Here is a 14,941-nt window from a genome sequence, read left to right as displayed (position 1 = left end):
ATGAAACACGAAGTCGTTGAGAAAAACATAGGCCTGATGGCCCTGCTGATGGTGTTCGCCGTCAGCATCGGCGGCCTGACGCAAATCGTCCCGCTGTTCTTCCAGGACGTCACCAACAAACCGGTCGAAGGCATGAAGCCCTACACCGCCCTGCAACTGGAAGGCCGCGACATCTACATCCGCGAAGGCTGCGTGGGCTGCCACTCGCAGATGGTCCGGCCGTTCCGCGCCGAGACCGAGCGCTACGGCCACTACTCGGTGGCCGGCGAGAGCGTGTGGGACCACCCGTTCCTGTGGGGCTCCAAGCGCACCGGGCCGGACCTGGCCCGCGTCGGCGGCCGCTACTCGGACGACTGGCACCGCGCGCACCTGTACAACCCGCGCAACGTGGTGCCGGAGTCGAAGATGCCGTCCTATCCGTGGCTGGTGGCCGCGGCGGTCGACAACAGCCACACCGACGTCAAGATGCGCGTCCTGCGCAACCTCGGCGTGCCCTACAGCGACGACGACATCGCCGGTGCCAAGGAAGCCGTCAAGGGCAAGACCGAGATGGACGCGCTGGTCGCCTACCTGCAGGTGCTCGGCACCGCGATCAAGAACAAGAGGTGAGTGCGATGGACCTAGACATCGGCATGATCCGCGGCCTGGGCACCCTGGTGGTGATGATTGCCTTCATCGGCCTGTCACTGTGGGTGTTCAACCGCCGCCGCGACCGAGATTTCGCCGAAGCGCGCCTGCTGCCCTTCGTCGACGACCGCCTGCCCCCCGCCGGGCAGGAACCTGCCATGAGGAGTAACGGGCAATGACCACCTTCTGGAGTACGTATATCAGCGTACTGACCATCGGCAGCCTGATCGGCCTGACCTGGCTGCTGCTCAGCACCCGCAAGGGCCAGAGCAGCGACACCACCGACCAGACCATGGGCCACAGCTTCGATGGCATCGAGGAGTATGACAACCCGCTGCCCAAATGGTGGTTCTGGCTGTTCGTCGGCACCCTGGTGTTCTCGGTCGGCTACCTGATCCTGTACCCGGGCCTGGGCAACTGGAAAGGCATCCTGCCCGGCTACGAGAACGGCTGGACCCAGGTGGACGAGTGGCAGAAAGAGATGGACAAGGCCGACGCCAAGTTCGGACCGATCTTCGCCAAGTACGCCGCCATGCCAGTGGAGGAAGTGGCCAAGGACCCGCAAGCGCTGAAGATGGGCAGCCGCCTGTTCGCCTCCAACTGCTCGGTGTGCCACGGCTCCGACGCCAAGGGTTCCTACGGCTTCCCCAACCTGACCGACAGCGACTGGCGCTGGGGCGGCGACGCCCAGACCATCAAGGCGACCATCATGAACGGTCGCCATGGCGTGATGCCGGGCTGGTCCACGGTGATTGGCGAGCAGGGCGTGGCCGACGTGGCCGCGTTCGTGCTGACCAACCTCGACGGCCGCCAGCTGCCGGCGGACGCCAAGGCCGACCCGGTCAAGGGCAAGGAGATCTTCGCCAGCAACTGCGTGGCCTGCCACGGGCCTGAAGGCAAGGGCACCCCGGCCATGGGCGCGCCCAACCTGACCCATCCGCAGGCGTTCATCTACGGTTCGAGCTTCGCCCAGCTGCAGCAGACCATCCGCTACGGCCGTCAGGGCCAGATGCCGGCCCAGGCCGACATCCAGGGCAACGACAAGGTCCACCTGCTGGCGGCGTATGTGTATAGCCTGTCGCAGGATCAGATTCCTGAAACAGTGACTGCTCAGTGAGTACGCCGGGAGAGATTCAACGCCTGTAAAATCGAGCGCCGCCCGCGCGGCGCTCGATATCCGCCCCACCACATCACACCAGCCTCCCCCCGCTCGCCCCCTCCCTTGCACCCCCTCCGAACACAACTAAGCTTGTTGCCACAGTGGGCTTCGCTCCCAAAGGACCGAAGCAGACGCGGCACACAGCCTGATGCCGTCCCGATCAAAAAGCTTGACCGATCGATCAGAAAAATATGGAAAACGGTACACATTACAAATATTTGTTTGTGTACAATCGTTCGACCCCAACGCCACGGGACGGTGGCGAAACGGGTCTGGACACGGGTCGGCGCCCGATCCCTTGCGTTGCCATAACCCTGGTGGTTATCGATACTGGCGCCGATTTACCAACCAACAAGAACACCCAAACCGTGGAACCTTAGAATGAGCACTGCAATCAGTCCGACTGCTTATAACTATAAGGTCGTCCGCCAGTTCGCCATCATGACGGTGGTCTGGGGGATCCTTGGCATGGGGCTCGGCGTCTTCATCGCCTCGCAACTGGTATGGCCCCAGCTCAACCTGGACCTGCCATGGACGAGCTTCGGCCGCCTGCGCCCGCTGCACACCAACCTGGTGATCTTCGCCTTCGGTGGCTGTGCCCTGTTCGGCACCAGCTACTACGTGGTGCAGCGCACCTGTCAGACCCGCCTGATCTCCGACAGCATGGCCGCCTTCACCTTCTGGGGCTGGCAGGCGGTGATCGTCGGCGCGCTGATCACCCTGCCGATGGGCTTGACCACCACCAAGGAATACGCCGAGCTCGAGTGGCCGCTGGCGATCCTCCTGGCCATCGTCTGGGTCACCTACGCCCTGGTGTTCTTCGGCACCATCGTCAAGCGCAAGACCAAGCACATCTATGTCGGCAACTGGTTCTACGGCGCCTTCATCGTGGTCACCGCGATGCTGCACATCGTCAACCACATCTCGCTGCCGGTGAGCCTGTTCAAGTCGTACTCGGCCTACGCCGGCGCCACCGACGCGATGATCCAGTGGTGGTACGGGCACAACGCCGTGGGCTTCTTCCTCACCACCGGCTTCCTGGGGATGATGTACTACTTCGTGCCCAAGCAGGCCGAACGCCCGATCTATTCCTATCGCCTGTCGATCGTCCACTTCTGGGCGCTGATCACCCTGTACATCTGGGCCGGCCCCCACCACCTGCACTACACCGCCCTGCCCGACTGGGCCCAGTCGCTGGGCATGGTGATGTCGATCATCCTCCTGGCACCGAGCTGGGGCGGCATGATCAACGGCATGATGACCCTCTCGGGCGCCTGGCATAAGCTGCGCACCGACCCGATCCTGCGCTTCCTGGTGGTGTCGCTGGCGTTCTACGGCATGTCCACCTTCGAAGGCCCGATGATGGCCATCAAGACGGTCAACTCGCTGTCGCACTACACCGACTGGACCATCGGCCACGTCCACGCCGGCGCCCTCGGCTGGGTGGCGATGATTTCCATCGGCGCGGTCTACCACATGATCCCGAAACTCTACGGCCGCGAGCAGATGCACAGCGTCGGCCTGATCAACGCGCACTTCTGGCTGGCCACCATCGGCACCGTGCTGTACATCGCCTCGATGTGGGTCAACGGCATCACCCAGGGCCTGATGTGGCGCGCCATCAACGACGACGGCACCCTCACCTACTCCTTCGTCGAAGCCCTGCAGGCCAGCCACCCGGGCTTCATCGTCCGCGCCCTGGGCGGTGCGTTCTTCGCCTCCGGCATGCTGCTGATGGCCTACAACGTGTTGCGCACTGTCCGCGCCGCCAACCCGGTACAGGCTGAGGAAGCCGCCAAGATCGTCGTCGTGGGAGCGCACTGATGAAGCACGAAGCAGTCGAGAAGAACATAGGCCTGATGGCCTTCTTCATGGTCATCGCGGTGAGCATCGGTGGCCTCACGCAAATCGTCCCGCTGTTTTTCCAGGACGTCACCAACAAACCGGTCGAAGGCATGAAGCCGCGCACCGCACTGGAGCTCGAGGGGCGTGACATCTACATCCGCGAAGGCTGCGTGGGCTGCCACTCGCAGATGATTCGCCCGTTCCGCGCCGAAACCGAACGCTACGGCCACTACTCGGTGGCCGGCGAGAGCGTGTGGGACCACCCGTTCCTGTGGGGCTCCAAGCGCACCGGGCCGGACCTGGCCCGCGTCGGCGGCCGCTACTCGGACGACTGGCACCGCGCGCATCTGTACAACCCGCGCAACGTGGTGCCGGAATCGAAGATGCCGTCCTACCCCTGGCTGGTCGAGCACAAGCTCGACGGCAAGGACACCGCCAAGAAGATGGAAGTGCTGCGCACGCTTGGCGTGCCCTACACCGACGAAGACATCGCCGGTGCCAAGGACGCAGTCAAGGGCAAGACCGAGATGGACGCCATCGTGGCGTACCTGCAAGGCCTTGGCACCCTCATCAAGAGCAAACGGTGACCATGATGGATATCGGGATGATTCGCGGTCTGGGCACCGCGCTGGTGCTGGTGGCCTTCGTGGGCCTGGCGCTGTGGGTGTTCAGCCCACGGCGCAAGAAGGATTTCGATGAAGCGACGCAATTGCCGTTCGCGGACGATCCCGAGGCCATCCGGCACCTCGAGCAAGCACGAGCTTCTGGGAGCAAACAACAATGACAACCTTCTGGAGTCTGTACGTCAGCGTCCTGACCCTGGGCACCATCTTCGCCCTGACCTGGCTGCTGCTGTCGACCCGCAAGGGCCAGCGCGAGGAAATCACCGACGAAACCGTCGGCCACGCCTTCGACGGCATCGAGGAGTACGACAACCCGCTGCCGAAATGGTGGTTCTGGCTGTTCGTCGGCACCGTCGTCTTCGCCCTCGGCTACCTGGTGCTCTACCCCGGCCTGGGCAACTGGAAAGGCATCCTGCCGGGCTACGCGTACCTGGATAACGACAAGCAGACCGAGTTCAGCAACGGTCAGGCCGGCTGGACCGGCGTGCACGAATGGGAAAAGGAGATGGCCAAGGCCGACGCCCGCTTCGGGCCAATCTTCGCCAAGTTCGCCGCCATGCCGGTGGAAGAAGTGGCCAAGGACCCACAGGCGCTGAAGATGGGCGCGCGGCTGTTCGCCTCCAACTGCTCGGTGTGCCACGGTTCCGACGCCCGCGGCGCCTACGGCTTCCCCAACCTGACCGACAACGACTGGCGCTGGGGCGGTGAACCGGAGACCATCAAGGCCACCATCATGAATGGTCGCCACGGGGTGATGCCGGGTTGGGCCACGGTGATTGGCGAGCAGGGCGTGGCCGACGTGGCCGCCTTCGTGCTGACCAACCTCGATGGCCGCAAGCTGCCCGAAGACGCCAAGGCCGACCCGGTCAAGGGCCAGCAGATCTTCGCCAGCAACTGCGTGGCCTGCCACGGCCCCGAAGGCAAGGGCACCCCGGCCATGGGCGCGCCCAACCTGACCCACCCGCAGGCGTTCATCTACGGCTCGAGCTTCGCCCAGCTGCAACAGACCATCCGCTACGGTCGCCAAGGGCAGATGCCAGCCCAGGCGCAGATGCAAGGCAACGACAAGGTGCACTTGTTGGCAGCCTATGTGTACAGCCTGTCGCATCAGGCGGAACCGGCCCAGACCGAATAAGGCAGGCCAGGCCGCTCACGGATGAATCCGCTCCTACCCCCCCCTGTAGGTGCGGATTCATCCGCGATGAGGCCAGCAAACTCAGCACAAGCTGACCTGTATCAATTGACACCCGCCTTATCACGATTCATACCACGAACCCAACGCGACTAAGTGTCGCAGCGCGCCCCAGGTATGCCATCACAGGCGTATCATGGGCCGCAGAGCGCTAGCAGAACGCGCGAGACTGCGGCCGGCAAGCACTGGCCGCGGCATTTCTCCACTGCCGTGGGACTTGATGATGAGCAAGCAAATTCCGGTACATGACGTCACCCCGCCTGCCAACAAAGGGAAGGATTCCGTCGATCTCTACGCTTCGCGCGAAAAAATCTACACCCGCGCCTTCACCGGCATCTTCCGCAGGTTGCGGATGGTCGGCGGCGCGGTGCTGTTCCTGCTGTATTTCGGCACTGTCTGGCTGAGCTGGGGCGGCCGCCAGGCCGTGTGGTGGGACCTGCCCGAGCGCAAGTTCTACATCTTCGGCGCCACCATCTGGCCGCAGGACTTCATCCTGCTCTCGGGCATCCTGATCGTCGCCGCCTTCGGCCTGTTCTTCATCACCGTGTACGCCGGCCGGGTCTGGTGCGGCTACACCTGCCCGCAAAGCGTATGGACCTGGGTGTTCATGTGGTGCGAGAAAGTCACCGAGGGCGACCGCAACCAGCGCATGAAGCTGGACAAGCAGCCCATGAGCGCCAACAAGTTCCTGCGCAAGTTCACCAAGCACAGCCTGTGGCTGCTGATCGGCTTCGTCACCGGCATGACCTTCGTCGGCTACTTCACCCCGGTGCGCGAACTGGTCTTCGAATTCTTCACCGGGCAGGCCGACGGCTGGGCCTACTTCTGGATCGGCTTCTTCACCCTGGCCACCTACGGCAACGCCGGCTGGCTGCGCGAACAGGTGTGCGTGTACATGTGCCCCTACGCGCGCTTCCAGAGCGTGATGTTCGACAAGGACACCCTGATCGTCTCCTACGACCCGCGCCGCGGCGAAACCCGTGGCCCGCGTAAAAAGGACATGGACTACAAGGCCAAGGGCCTGGGCGACTGCATCGACTGCACCATGTGCGTGCAGGTCTGCCCGACCGGCATCGACATCCGCGACGGCCTGCAGATCGAGTGCATCGGCTGCGCCGCGTGCATCGACGCCTGCGACGCGATCATGGACAAGATGAACTACCCCAAGGGCCTGATCAGCTACACCACCGAGCACAACCTGTCCGGGCAGAAGACCCACATGCTGCGCCCGCGCCTGATCGGCTACGCCCTGGTGCTGCTGGTGATGATCGGCGCCCTGGCCACCGCCTTCGCCACCCGCTCGCTGGTCGGCTTCGACGTGGCCAAGGACCGCGTGCTGTATCGCGAGAACGCCCAGGGGCGGATCGAGAACGTGTACAGCCTCAAGGTGATGAACAAGGACCAGCGCGACCACGTCTACGTGCTCGACGCCGCCGGCCTGCCGGACCTCAAGCTCGAAGGCCTGCGCGAGATCCGCGTCAGCGCCGGCGACATCGTCACCCTGCCGGTGCAATTGTCGGTCGCCCCGGAGCAACTGCCCTCGACCACCAACGAAATCACCTTCATCCTCAAGGACGCCGACGACGGTGCCAGCCAGGTTGAAGCCAAGAGCCGCTTCATCGGCCCACAGATCCGCTGAGAGAGAATTTCGACAATGCCTGCCGCCACCGCCGCCAGCCCCTGGTACAAGCACCTCTGGCCCTGGATCATCATCGGCATCCTGGCCACCTCGGTGTGCCTGAGCCTGACCATGGTCAGCATCGCCGTGCGCAACCCGGACAACCTGGTCAACGACAACTACTACGAGGCCGGCAAGGGCATCAACCGCTCGCTGGACCGCGAACTGCTGGCCCAGGCCCTGAACCTCAAGGCCAGCGTGCACCTGGACGAACTGACCGGCGAGGTCGAAGTGCGCCTGACCGGCAACAGTGCCCCACAGACGCTGGAGCTGAACCTGATCTCGCCGACCCAGCCGGACAAGGACCGCAAGGTCCCGCTGCTGCGCAGCGAGCCGGGGCGTTATGTCGGCCAGCTCGACGACAAGGTCCAGGGCCGGCGCTTCGTCGAGTTGCTGGGTAGCCAGGACGACCATGTGTGGCGGCTGTTCGAGGAAGAGAAGGTCGAGCATGGGGTGACCTTGCAGCTGGGGGATGAAGCGCTGCAAGGTGCCGAGCACCAGCAATGAATCGCCACACCGCTGGGGTGCCTTGCGCCCCTTTGGCGACCCATGGCCGCTCCTACAGGGAATCGCATGCCCCCCTGTAGGAGCGGCCTTGTGTCGCCAAAGGGCCGCAAGGCGGCCCCGGCAATCCCAAGCCAAAAGATAGATTCGACATGACCCACCCCACCCGCTGCTACCACTGCGCCTTGCCCGTCCCCGGCGGCAGCCGCTTCACCGCCGTGGTACTCGGCGCGCCGCGACAGTTCTGCTGCCCCGGCTGCCAGGCGGTGGCCGAGTCCATCGTCGCCGGTGGCCTGGAGCACTACTACCAGCACCGCAGCGACACCAGCGCCAACCCCGAGGCCCTGCCGCGGCAACTGCAGGACGAGCTGGCGCTGTACGACCGCGACGACGTGCAACGCAACTTCGTCCGCCACGAAGGCGAACTGGCCGAAGCCACGCTGCTGGTCGAAGGCATCAGCTGCGCCGCCTGTGGCTGGCTGATCGAGAAGCACCTGCGCAACCTGCCCGGCGTCGCCGAAGCGCGCCTCAACCTGTCCAACCACCGCCTGCTGGTCAGCTGGGCCGACCACCAGCTGCCGCTGTCCAGGCTGCTCGCCGAGCTACGCCAGATCGGCTACGCCGCCCACCCCTACCAGCCCGACCAGGCCGCCGAACAACTGGCCCGGGAAAACCGCAGCGCCCTGCGCCGCCTCGGCGTGGCCGGCCTGCTGTGGTTCCAGGCGATGATGGCGACCATGGCCACCTGGCCGGAATTCAATATCGACCTGTCGCCAGAGATGCACACCATCCTGCGCTGGGTCGCGCTGTTCCTCACCACGCCCATCGTGTTCTACAGCTGCGCGCCGTTCTTCAAGGGCGCCGCCCGCGACCTGCGCACCCGCCACCTGACCATGGATGTCTCGGTGTCGCTGGCCATCGCCCTGGCCTACTGCGCCGGCATCTGGACCGCGATCACCGGCAGTGGCGAGCTGTACTTCGATACCGTGGGCATGTTCGCCCTGTTCCTGCTCACCGGGCGCTACCTCGAACGCCGCGCCCGCGAGCGCACCGCGGCAGCCACCGCGCAGCTGGTCAACCTGCTGCCGGCCTCGTGCCTGCGCGTGACGAGCGACGGCCAGGCCGAGCGCATCCTGCTCGGCGAGTTGCAGTGCGGCGACCGCGTGCAGGTGTTGCCCGGCGCGGTGATTCCCGCCGACGGGCGCATCGTCGGCGGGCGCTCCAGCGTCGATGAGTCGCTGCTGACCGGCGAATACCTGCCCTTGCCACGCCAGGCCGGCGACCGCGTCACCGGCGGCACCCTCAACGTCGAGAGCACGCTCACGGTGGAGGTCCAGGCCCTGGGCCATGACTCGCGACTGTCGGCCATCGTGCGCCTGCTGGAACGCGCCCAGTCGGAAAAACCGCGCCTGGCCGAGATCGCCGACCGCGCCTCGCAGTGGTTCCTGCTGTTCACCCTGGTGGCGGCGGCGCTCATCGGCCTGGTGTGGTGGCAGCTCGATGCGCCCCGGGCGTTCTGGATCGTCCTGGCCATGCTGGTCGCCACCTGCCCATGCGCACTGTCGCTGGCCACCCCGACCGCCCTCACCGCCGCCACCGGCACCCTGCACAAACTCGGCCTGCTGGTGACTCGCGGCCACGTGCTGGAGGGCCTGAACCAGATCGACACGGTGATTTTCGACAAGACCGGCACCCTCACCGAAGGCCGCCTGGCACTGCGTAGCGTGCGCCCGCTGGGGCGCCTGGACAGCGACCGCTGCCTGGCCCTGGCCGCCGCCCTGGAGAATCGCTCCGAACACCCGATCGCCCGCGCCTTCGGCCGTGCCGCGCGGCCCGCCGAGGCGGTCAATGCGGTGCCGGGGCTGGGCCTGGAAGGTGACATGGACGGCCAGCGCCTGCGCATTGGCCAGGCCACCTTCGTCTGCGCCCTGAGCGGCGCCGAGGTGCCCGGCGTACCCGAACCACGCGGGCAATGGCTGCTGCTGGGCGATCGTCAGGGGCCACTGGCCTGGTTCGGCCTGGACGACCGCCTGCGCGACGATGCCGCCGACCTGGTGGCCGCCTGCAAGGCACGTGGCTGGCAGACCCTGCTGTTGTCCGGCGACAGCTCGCCAATGGTCGCCGAGGTGGCCGCGCAACTGGGCGTCGACCAGGCCGTCGGCGGCCTGCGCCCGGACGACAAGCTCGCCCGCCTGAAAGCCCTGCAGGCCGAGGGGCGCAAGGTGCTGATGCTGGGCGACGGGGTCAACGATGTGCCGGTGCTGGCCGCCGCCGACATCAGCATCGCCATGGGCAGCGCCACCGACCTTGCCAAGACCAGCGCGGACGCAGTGCTGCTATCCAACCGCCTGCACGCGCTGGTGCAAGCCTTCGACCTGGCCCGCCGCACCCGCCGCAACATTGTCGAGAACCTGCTCTGGGCGACCCTGTACAATGGCCTCATGCTGCCGTTCGCCGCGCTCGGCTGGATCACCCCGGTATGGGCGGCGATCGGCATGTCGGTCAGCTCGCTGATCGTGGTGCTCAACGCCCTGCGCCTGACCCGGCTGCCCGCCGCGACAGAGGCGCCTGGCGCGGCACCGCCGTCGCCTGAAAGGAAACCGCTATGCCCGCGCTCTACGTGATGATCCCCGCCGCCCTGCTATTGGTCGGCGTCGCCGTGTACATCTTCTTCTGGGCAGTGGACAGCGGCCAGTACGACGACCTCGAAGGCCCGGCCCACAGCATCCTGTTCGACGACCAGGACCCGCGTCACCAGGCTGCTGTGAAGCACGACGAAGCCAAGCCTGACGACCAGGACCCGACCCCGCGTGCCTGAGCTGATCCCCCTGCTTGGCTCGGCCCTGGTGCTCGGCTTGCTCGGCGGTGGCCATTGCCTGGGCATGTGCGGCGGCCTGATGGGCGCCCTGACCCTGGCCATCCCCCCCGAGCAGCGCGGCAAGCGCCTGCGCCTGCTGCTGGCTTACAACCTCGGGCGCATCCTCAGCTATGCCAGCGCCGGCCTGCTGCTGGGCCTGGCCGGGGTGGCCCTGGCCAGCAGCCCGCTGGCGACCGGGCTGCGGGTGCTGGCGGCGCTACTGCTGATTGCCATGGGCCTGTACCTGGCGGGTTGGTGGAGCGGCCTGACCCGCATCGAGGCGCTGGGGCGCGGGCTGTGGCGCCATGTGCAACCGCTGGCCACGCGCCTGCTGCCGGTCTCCAGCCTGCCCCGCGCCCTGCTGCTTGGCGCCCTGTGGGGCTGGCTGCCTTGCGGCCTGGTGTACAGCACCCTGCTGTGGGCGGCCAGCCAGGGCGATGCGCTGCACAGCGCGGCGCTGATGCTGGCCTTCGGCGTCGGCACCTGGCCGGTGCTGCTGGCCACCGGGCTGGCCGCCGAGCGCGTCGGCAAACTGCTGCGCAAACGCGGTGTGCGCATGGCCGGGGGCGTGCTGGTGATTCTGTTCGGCTTGTGGACCCTACCCGGGCCGCACCAGCACTGGCTGATGGGGCACTGATCGCAGGGCTGCCAACTGCCCTTGATACAAATCAACACAGATTCCTACAGACGCCCCTAGACTCCGGACACTGCTGCTCTATCCGGGGACCACCCACATGCTCGACGACCTACGTTGGGACGCCGACCTGATTCGTCGCTACGATCTGGCCGGGCCACGCTACACCTCCTATCCGACCGCCGTGCAACTGCATGGCGAAGTGGGCTCGTTCGACCTGCTCCACGCCCTGCGCGAGAGCCGTCGCGCCACCCGCCCGCTGTCGCTGTACGTGCACGTGCCGTTCTGCGCCAACATCTGCTACTACTGCGCCTGCAACAAGGTCATCACCAAGGACCGTGGCCGCGCCGCGCCCTACCTGCAACGCCTGGAGCAGGAAATCCAGCTGATCGCCTGCCACCTCGACCCTAAACAAGTTGTTGAACAGCTGCATTTCGGTGGCGGCACGCCGACCTTCCTCAGCCATGTGGAACTGCGCCAGCTGATGGCCACCCTACGCCAGCACTTCAACCTGCTGGACGACGACTCCGGCGACTACGGCATCGAGATCGACCCGCGCGAGGCCGACTGGTCGACCATGGGCCTGCTGCGCGAACTGGGCTTCAACCGCGTCAGCCTCGGCGTGCAGGACCTTGACCCGGCCGTGCAGCGCGCGGTCAACCGCCTGCAAAGCCTGGAACAGACCCGCACCCTGATCGAGGCGGCGCGCACCTTGCAGTTCCGCTCGATCAACCTCGACCTGATCTACGGCCTGCCCAAGCAGACCCCGGAAGGCTTCGCCCGCACCGTCGAGGAAGTCATCCGCCTGCAACCCGACCGCCTGTCGGTGTTCAACTACGCGCACCTGCCCGAACGCTTCATGCCCCAGCGGCGCATCGACAGCAACGACCTGCCGGCACCCGCGGCCAAGCTGGAAATGCTCCACGCCACCATCGACCAGCTGACCGCCGCCGGCTACCGCTACATCGGCATGGACCACTTCGCCCTGCCCGACGACGAGCTGGCCATTGCCCAGGAAGAAGGCACCTTGCAACGCAACTTCCAGGGCTACACCACCCACGGCCACTGCGACCTGATCGGCCTGGGCGTGTCGGCGATCAGCCAGATCGGCGACCTCTACTGCCAGAACAGCAGCGACCTCAACACCTACCAGGACACCCTCTCCACCGCCCAGCTGGCGACCCAGCGCGGCCTTTTGTGCAACCAGGACGATCGCTTGCGCCGGGCCGTCATCCAGCAACTGATCTGCCACTTCGAGCTGGACTTCGAGCCAATCGAGCGGGCGTTCACCATTGATTTTCGCGGCTACTTCAACGATCTCTGGCCGCAGTTGCAGGCCATGCAGCGCGACGGCCTGATCACCCTGGACGCCCAGGGCATACGCATCCTGCCGGCCGGCCGCCTGCTGGCACGCTCGGTATGCATGGTCTTCGATGCCTACCTGGCGCAGCAGAACCGCCAGCGTTTTTCACGGGTGATCTAAGGGTTGTATTGAGGCGTTTCACCGCATGGACAGCGGGCCTTTCGAGGCACACTATGGACAGTTGTACGGTGCCGGAACACCCCACCGGACCGGAGCCGGCGCGCACCAAAAAAGCGCATGCTGGCCTACAGCCCATGCCACGGGTTATCCTTACGGCTTATGTGTGCTTTCCCACAAGGATCGAAAGAAATGTCCGAGCCAGTAAAACTGCGCCCACACAACCAGGCCCATTGCAAGGATTGCAGCCTGGCCCCCCTGTGCCTGCCCCTGTCCCTCAACCTCGAGGACATGGACGCATTGGATGAAATCGTCAAACGCGGCCGCCCGCTGAAAAAGGGTGAGTTCCTGTTCCGCCAGGGTGACAATTTCGGCTCGGTCTATGCCGTGCGCTCCGGCGCCCTGAAAACCTTCAGCCTGAGCGACAGCGGCGAAGAGCAGATCACCGGCTTCCACCTGCCCAGCGAGCTGGTCGGCCTGTCCGGCATGGACACCGAGGCCTACCCGGTGTCGGCCCAGGCCCAGGAAACCACCTCGGTGTGCGAGATCCCGTTCGAGCGCCTCGACGAACTGTCGGTGCAACTGCCGCAACTGCGGCGCCAGCTGATGCGGGTGATGAGCCGCGAGATCCGCGACGACCAGCAGATGATGCTGCTGCTGTCGAAAAAAACCGCCGACGAACGCATCGCCACCTTCCTGGTCAACCTGTCCGCGCGCTTCCGCGCCCGTGGCTACTCGGCCAACCAGTTCCGCCTGAGCATGTCGCGCAACGAGATCGGCAACTACCTGGGCCTGGCCGTGGAAACCGTGTCCCGCGTATTCACCCGCTTCCAGCAAAATGGCTTGCTCAAGGCCGAAGGCAAGGAAGTGCATATCCTCGATCCGATCCAGCTGTGCGCGCTGGCCGGTGGTGCGCTAGAGGTCTGATCCTGGCGTGAACAGGGTATACTGGCGCCTTGGTTTTTCCAGGATACCCGCCCCATGCACAGCGACACCTTCGACCTCAAAGCCCTGATCCGCCCGGTAGTGGACTTTCCCAAGCCGGGCGTGATCTTCCGCGACATCACCCCGCTGTTCCAATCGCCGCGCGGGCTGCGCTATGTCGCCGACCAGTTCATCGAGCGCTATGTCGAAGCCGAGTTCAGCCACATCGGCGCCATGGACGCGCGGGGCTTCCTGATCGGCTCGATCATCGCCCACCAGTTGAACAAGCCGCTGATCCTGTTCCGCAAGCAGGGCAAGCTGCCGGCCGACGTCTTGAGCGAGGGTTACCAGACCGAATACGGCGAGGCCTTCCTGGAGGTGCACGCCGACAGCCTTTGCGAAGGGGACTCGGTGCTGATCTTCGATGACCTGATCGCCACTGGCGGCACCCTGCTGGCTGCGGCCAACCTGGTACGCCGCACGGGTGCCCAGGTATTCGAGGCGGCGGCGATCATCGACCTGCCGGAGCTGGAAGGTTCGCGTCGCTTGCAGGCGGCCGGGGTGCCGACCTTCTGCCTGACCGAGTTTTCCCTGAGCGAATTCTGAGTTCGTTTGAGTTGTATCGCCTATCAGACCGAGCGCCGCCCGCGCGGCGCTCGATTTTATCGGCACTGCAAAGGTTGCGGCGAACACTCGGCAGCCTTCCCTCGGTCAATAACTCTCAAACCCAAAGACCTTGAAAGCGCTGGGCCTTACAGCGAAATCGGCTTGCGCCCGGCGAAGGCGTGGGCCAGGGTCCCACCATCGACCAGCTCCAGCTCCCCACCCAACGGCACACCATGGGCGATGCGCGTGGCCGCCAGGCCTTTCTCGGCCAGCAGCTGGGCGATGTAATGCGCCGTCGCCTCCCCTTCCACGGTCGGGTTGGTGGCCAGGATCACCTCGCTGAAGGTGCCCTGCTCCTCGATCCGCGCCATCAGCTGCGGAATGCCAATGGCATCGGGGCCCAGGCCGTCGAGCGGCGACAGGTGCCCCTTGAGCACGAAATAGCGACCGCGGTAGCCGGTCTGCTCCACCGCATAGACATCCATCGGCCCTTCGACCACGCACAACTGCGTGTCATCGCGGCGCGGGTCGGCGCATTGCGGGCACAGTTCCTGCTCGGTCAGGGTGCGGCACTGGCGGCAATGACCGACGCCGTCCATGGCCTGGCTCAGGGCCTGGGCCAGGCGGGTACCGCCGCTGCGGTCGCGCTCGAGCAGCTGCAAGGCCATGCGCTGGGCGGTTTTCTGGCCAACGCCGGGCAGGATGCGCAGGGCGTCGATCAGTTGGCGGATCAGGGGGCTGAAGCTCATGTATGCGGGCCTGCCAATTCAGGAATCAGAATGAACAAGGGAGCAACGCCCGCTGGGTCGTTG

Annotated in this window: 16 protein-coding genes; 15 read left to right on the top strand and 1 reads right to left on the bottom strand. The window is 65.5% G+C overall.

What is annotated here, in order from left to right:
* From ccoO (KSS95_RS11105) to KSS95_RS11035, 15 genes are all read left to right on the top strand, one after another.
* Positions 1–609 (top strand): cytochrome-c oxidase, cbb3-type subunit II, encoded by a 609-nt coding sequence (gene ccoO, locus KSS95_RS11105; RefSeq protein ID WP_217853694.1) that lies wholly within the window; start codon positions 1–3, stop codon positions 607–609.
* A gap of 5 nt (positions 610–614) precedes the next feature.
* Positions 615–806 (top strand): cbb3-type cytochrome oxidase subunit 3, encoded by a 192-nt coding sequence (locus KSS95_RS11100; protein WP_134691797.1) that lies wholly within the window; start codon positions 615–617, stop codon positions 804–806.
* On the top strand, positions 803–1,744 hold the full coding sequence (ccoP, locus tag KSS95_RS11095; protein WP_217853693.1) for a cytochrome-c oxidase, cbb3-type subunit III: 942 nt from the start codon (positions 803–805) through the stop codon (positions 1,742–1,744). The genes KSS95_RS11100 and ccoP (KSS95_RS11095) overlap by 4 nt, the downstream gene beginning before the upstream one ends.
* Positions 1,745–2,167: 423 nt before the next feature.
* Positions 2,168–3,610 carry a cytochrome-c oxidase, cbb3-type subunit I gene (ccoN, locus tag KSS95_RS11090; RefSeq protein WP_217853692.1) on the top strand — a complete coding sequence of 481 codons (1,443 nt, stop codon included), beginning with the start codon at positions 2,168–2,170 and terminating at the stop codon, positions 3,608–3,610.
* Positions 3,610–4,218: a cytochrome-c oxidase, cbb3-type subunit II gene (gene ccoO, locus KSS95_RS11085; RefSeq protein ID WP_134693551.1), complete on the top strand. Its 609-nt coding sequence runs from the start codon at positions 3,610–3,612 to the stop codon at positions 4,216–4,218. Before ccoN ends, ccoO (KSS95_RS11085) begins: the two co-directional genes overlap by 1 nt.
* Positions 4,219–4,223: 5 nt before the next feature.
* Positions 4,224–4,415: a cbb3-type cytochrome oxidase subunit 3 gene (locus KSS95_RS11080; protein WP_134693554.1), complete on the top strand. Its 192-nt coding sequence runs from the start codon at positions 4,224–4,226 to the stop codon at positions 4,413–4,415.
* The gene (gene ccoP, locus KSS95_RS11075) at positions 4,412–5,389 is read left to right on the top strand and encodes a cytochrome-c oxidase, cbb3-type subunit III (RefSeq protein WP_217853691.1); all 978 of its coding nucleotides are present in this window, start codon (positions 4,412–4,414) and stop codon (positions 5,387–5,389) included. The genes KSS95_RS11080 and ccoP (KSS95_RS11075) overlap by 4 nt, the downstream gene beginning before the upstream one ends.
* A 280-nt stretch (positions 5,390–5,669) precedes the next feature.
* On the top strand, positions 5,670–7,085 hold the full coding sequence (ccoG, locus tag KSS95_RS11070; RefSeq protein WP_217853959.1) for a cytochrome c oxidase accessory protein CcoG: 1,416 nt from the start codon (positions 5,670–5,672) through the stop codon (positions 7,083–7,085).
* 15 nt (positions 7,086–7,100) lie between these two features.
* Entirely contained in the window at positions 7,101–7,631 is a 531-nt protein-coding gene (locus KSS95_RS11065; RefSeq protein WP_217853690.1) for a FixH family protein, read from the top strand.
* A 149-nt stretch (positions 7,632–7,780) separates the two neighbouring features.
* Positions 7,781–10,252 carry a heavy metal translocating P-type ATPase gene (locus KSS95_RS11060; RefSeq protein ID WP_217853689.1) on the top strand — a complete coding sequence of 824 codons (2,472 nt, stop codon included), beginning with the start codon at positions 7,781–7,783 and terminating at the stop codon, positions 10,250–10,252.
* Positions 10,234–10,446, top strand: coding sequence for a cbb3-type cytochrome oxidase assembly protein CcoS (gene ccoS / locus KSS95_RS11055; protein WP_217853688.1), 213 nt, complete (start codon positions 10,234–10,236; stop codon positions 10,444–10,446). Before KSS95_RS11060 ends, ccoS begins: the two co-directional genes overlap by 19 nt.
* A complete protein-coding gene (locus KSS95_RS11050) occupies positions 10,439–11,122 on the top strand; it encodes a sulfite exporter TauE/SafE family protein (protein ID WP_217853687.1) in 684 nt (227 codons plus the stop codon). The genes ccoS and KSS95_RS11050 overlap by 8 nt, the downstream gene beginning before the upstream one ends.
* Positions 11,123–11,219: 97 nt before the next feature.
* Positions 11,220–12,602 (top strand): oxygen-independent coproporphyrinogen III oxidase, encoded by a 1,383-nt coding sequence (gene hemN, locus KSS95_RS11045; RefSeq protein WP_217853686.1) that lies wholly within the window; start codon positions 11,220–11,222, stop codon positions 12,600–12,602.
* Positions 12,603–12,791: 189 nt separating this feature from the next.
* Positions 12,792–13,526, top strand: a complete 735-nt coding sequence (fnrA, locus tag KSS95_RS11040; protein WP_023630845.1) for a Crp/Fnr family transcriptional regulator FnrA — start codon at positions 12,792–12,794, stop codon at positions 13,524–13,526.
* Between the two features lie 54 nt (positions 13,527–13,580).
* Entirely contained in the window at positions 13,581–14,129 is a 549-nt protein-coding gene (locus KSS95_RS11035; protein ID WP_217853685.1) for an adenine phosphoribosyltransferase, read from the top strand.
* Between the two features lie 146 nt (positions 14,130–14,275).
* Here the strand turns inward: KSS95_RS11035 and recR are convergent, their stop codons facing one another.
* Positions 14,276–14,878, bottom strand: a complete 603-nt coding sequence (gene recR / locus KSS95_RS11030; protein WP_217853684.1) for a recombination mediator RecR — start codon at positions 14,876–14,878, stop codon at positions 14,276–14,278.
* Positions 14,879–14,941: the final 63 nt, after the last annotated feature.

Origin of the sequence: Pseudomonas muyukensis (assembly GCF_019139535.1) — a bacterium.
GTDB lineage: Bacteria > Pseudomonadota > Gammaproteobacteria > Pseudomonadales > Pseudomonadaceae > Aquipseudomonas > Aquipseudomonas muyukensis.
The sequence above is the reverse complement of the archived record's forward strand: the minus strand, read 5'-3'. Positions and strand labels throughout refer to the sequence as shown.

What these genes read in the sequence shown, in the direction of transcription:
- ccoO (WP_217853694.1), top strand. Translation starts at nt 1, where the DNA reads ATGAAACACGAAGTCGTTGAGAAAAACATAGGCCTGATGGCCCTGCTG.
- KSS95_RS11100 (WP_134691797.1), top strand. Translation starts at nt 615, where the DNA reads ATGGACCTAGACATCGGCATGATCCGCGGCCTGGGCACCCTGGTGGTG.
- ccoP (WP_217853693.1), top strand. Translation starts at nt 803, where the DNA reads ATGACCACCTTCTGGAGTACGTATATCAGCGTACTGACCATCGGCAGC.
- ccoN (WP_217853692.1), top strand. Translation starts at nt 2,168, where the DNA reads ATGAGCACTGCAATCAGTCCGACTGCTTATAACTATAAGGTCGTCCGC.
- ccoO (WP_134693551.1), top strand. Translation starts at nt 3,610, where the DNA reads ATGAAGCACGAAGCAGTCGAGAAGAACATAGGCCTGATGGCCTTCTTC.
- KSS95_RS11080 (WP_134693554.1), top strand. Translation starts at nt 4,224, where the DNA reads ATGGATATCGGGATGATTCGCGGTCTGGGCACCGCGCTGGTGCTGGTG.
- ccoP (WP_217853691.1), top strand. Translation starts at nt 4,412, where the DNA reads ATGACAACCTTCTGGAGTCTGTACGTCAGCGTCCTGACCCTGGGCACC.
- ccoG (WP_217853959.1), top strand. Translation starts at nt 5,670, where the DNA reads ATGAGCAAGCAAATTCCGGTACATGACGTCACCCCGCCTGCCAACAAA.
- KSS95_RS11065 (WP_217853690.1), top strand. Translation starts at nt 7,101, where the DNA reads ATGCCTGCCGCCACCGCCGCCAGCCCCTGGTACAAGCACCTCTGGCCC.
- KSS95_RS11060 (WP_217853689.1), top strand. Translation starts at nt 7,781, where the DNA reads ATGACCCACCCCACCCGCTGCTACCACTGCGCCTTGCCCGTCCCCGGC.
- ccoS (WP_217853688.1), top strand. Translation starts at nt 10,234, where the DNA reads ATGCCCGCGCTCTACGTGATGATCCCCGCCGCCCTGCTATTGGTCGGC.
- hemN (WP_217853686.1), top strand. Translation starts at nt 11,220, where the DNA reads ATGCTCGACGACCTACGTTGGGACGCCGACCTGATTCGTCGCTACGAT.
- fnrA (WP_023630845.1), top strand. Translation starts at nt 12,792, where the DNA reads ATGTCCGAGCCAGTAAAACTGCGCCCACACAACCAGGCCCATTGCAAG.
- KSS95_RS11035 (WP_217853685.1), top strand. Translation starts at nt 13,581, where the DNA reads ATGCACAGCGACACCTTCGACCTCAAAGCCCTGATCCGCCCGGTAGTG.
- recR (WP_217853684.1), bottom strand. Translation starts at nt 14,878, where the DNA reads ATGAGCTTCAGCCCCCTGATCCGCCAACTGATCGACGCCCTGCGCATC.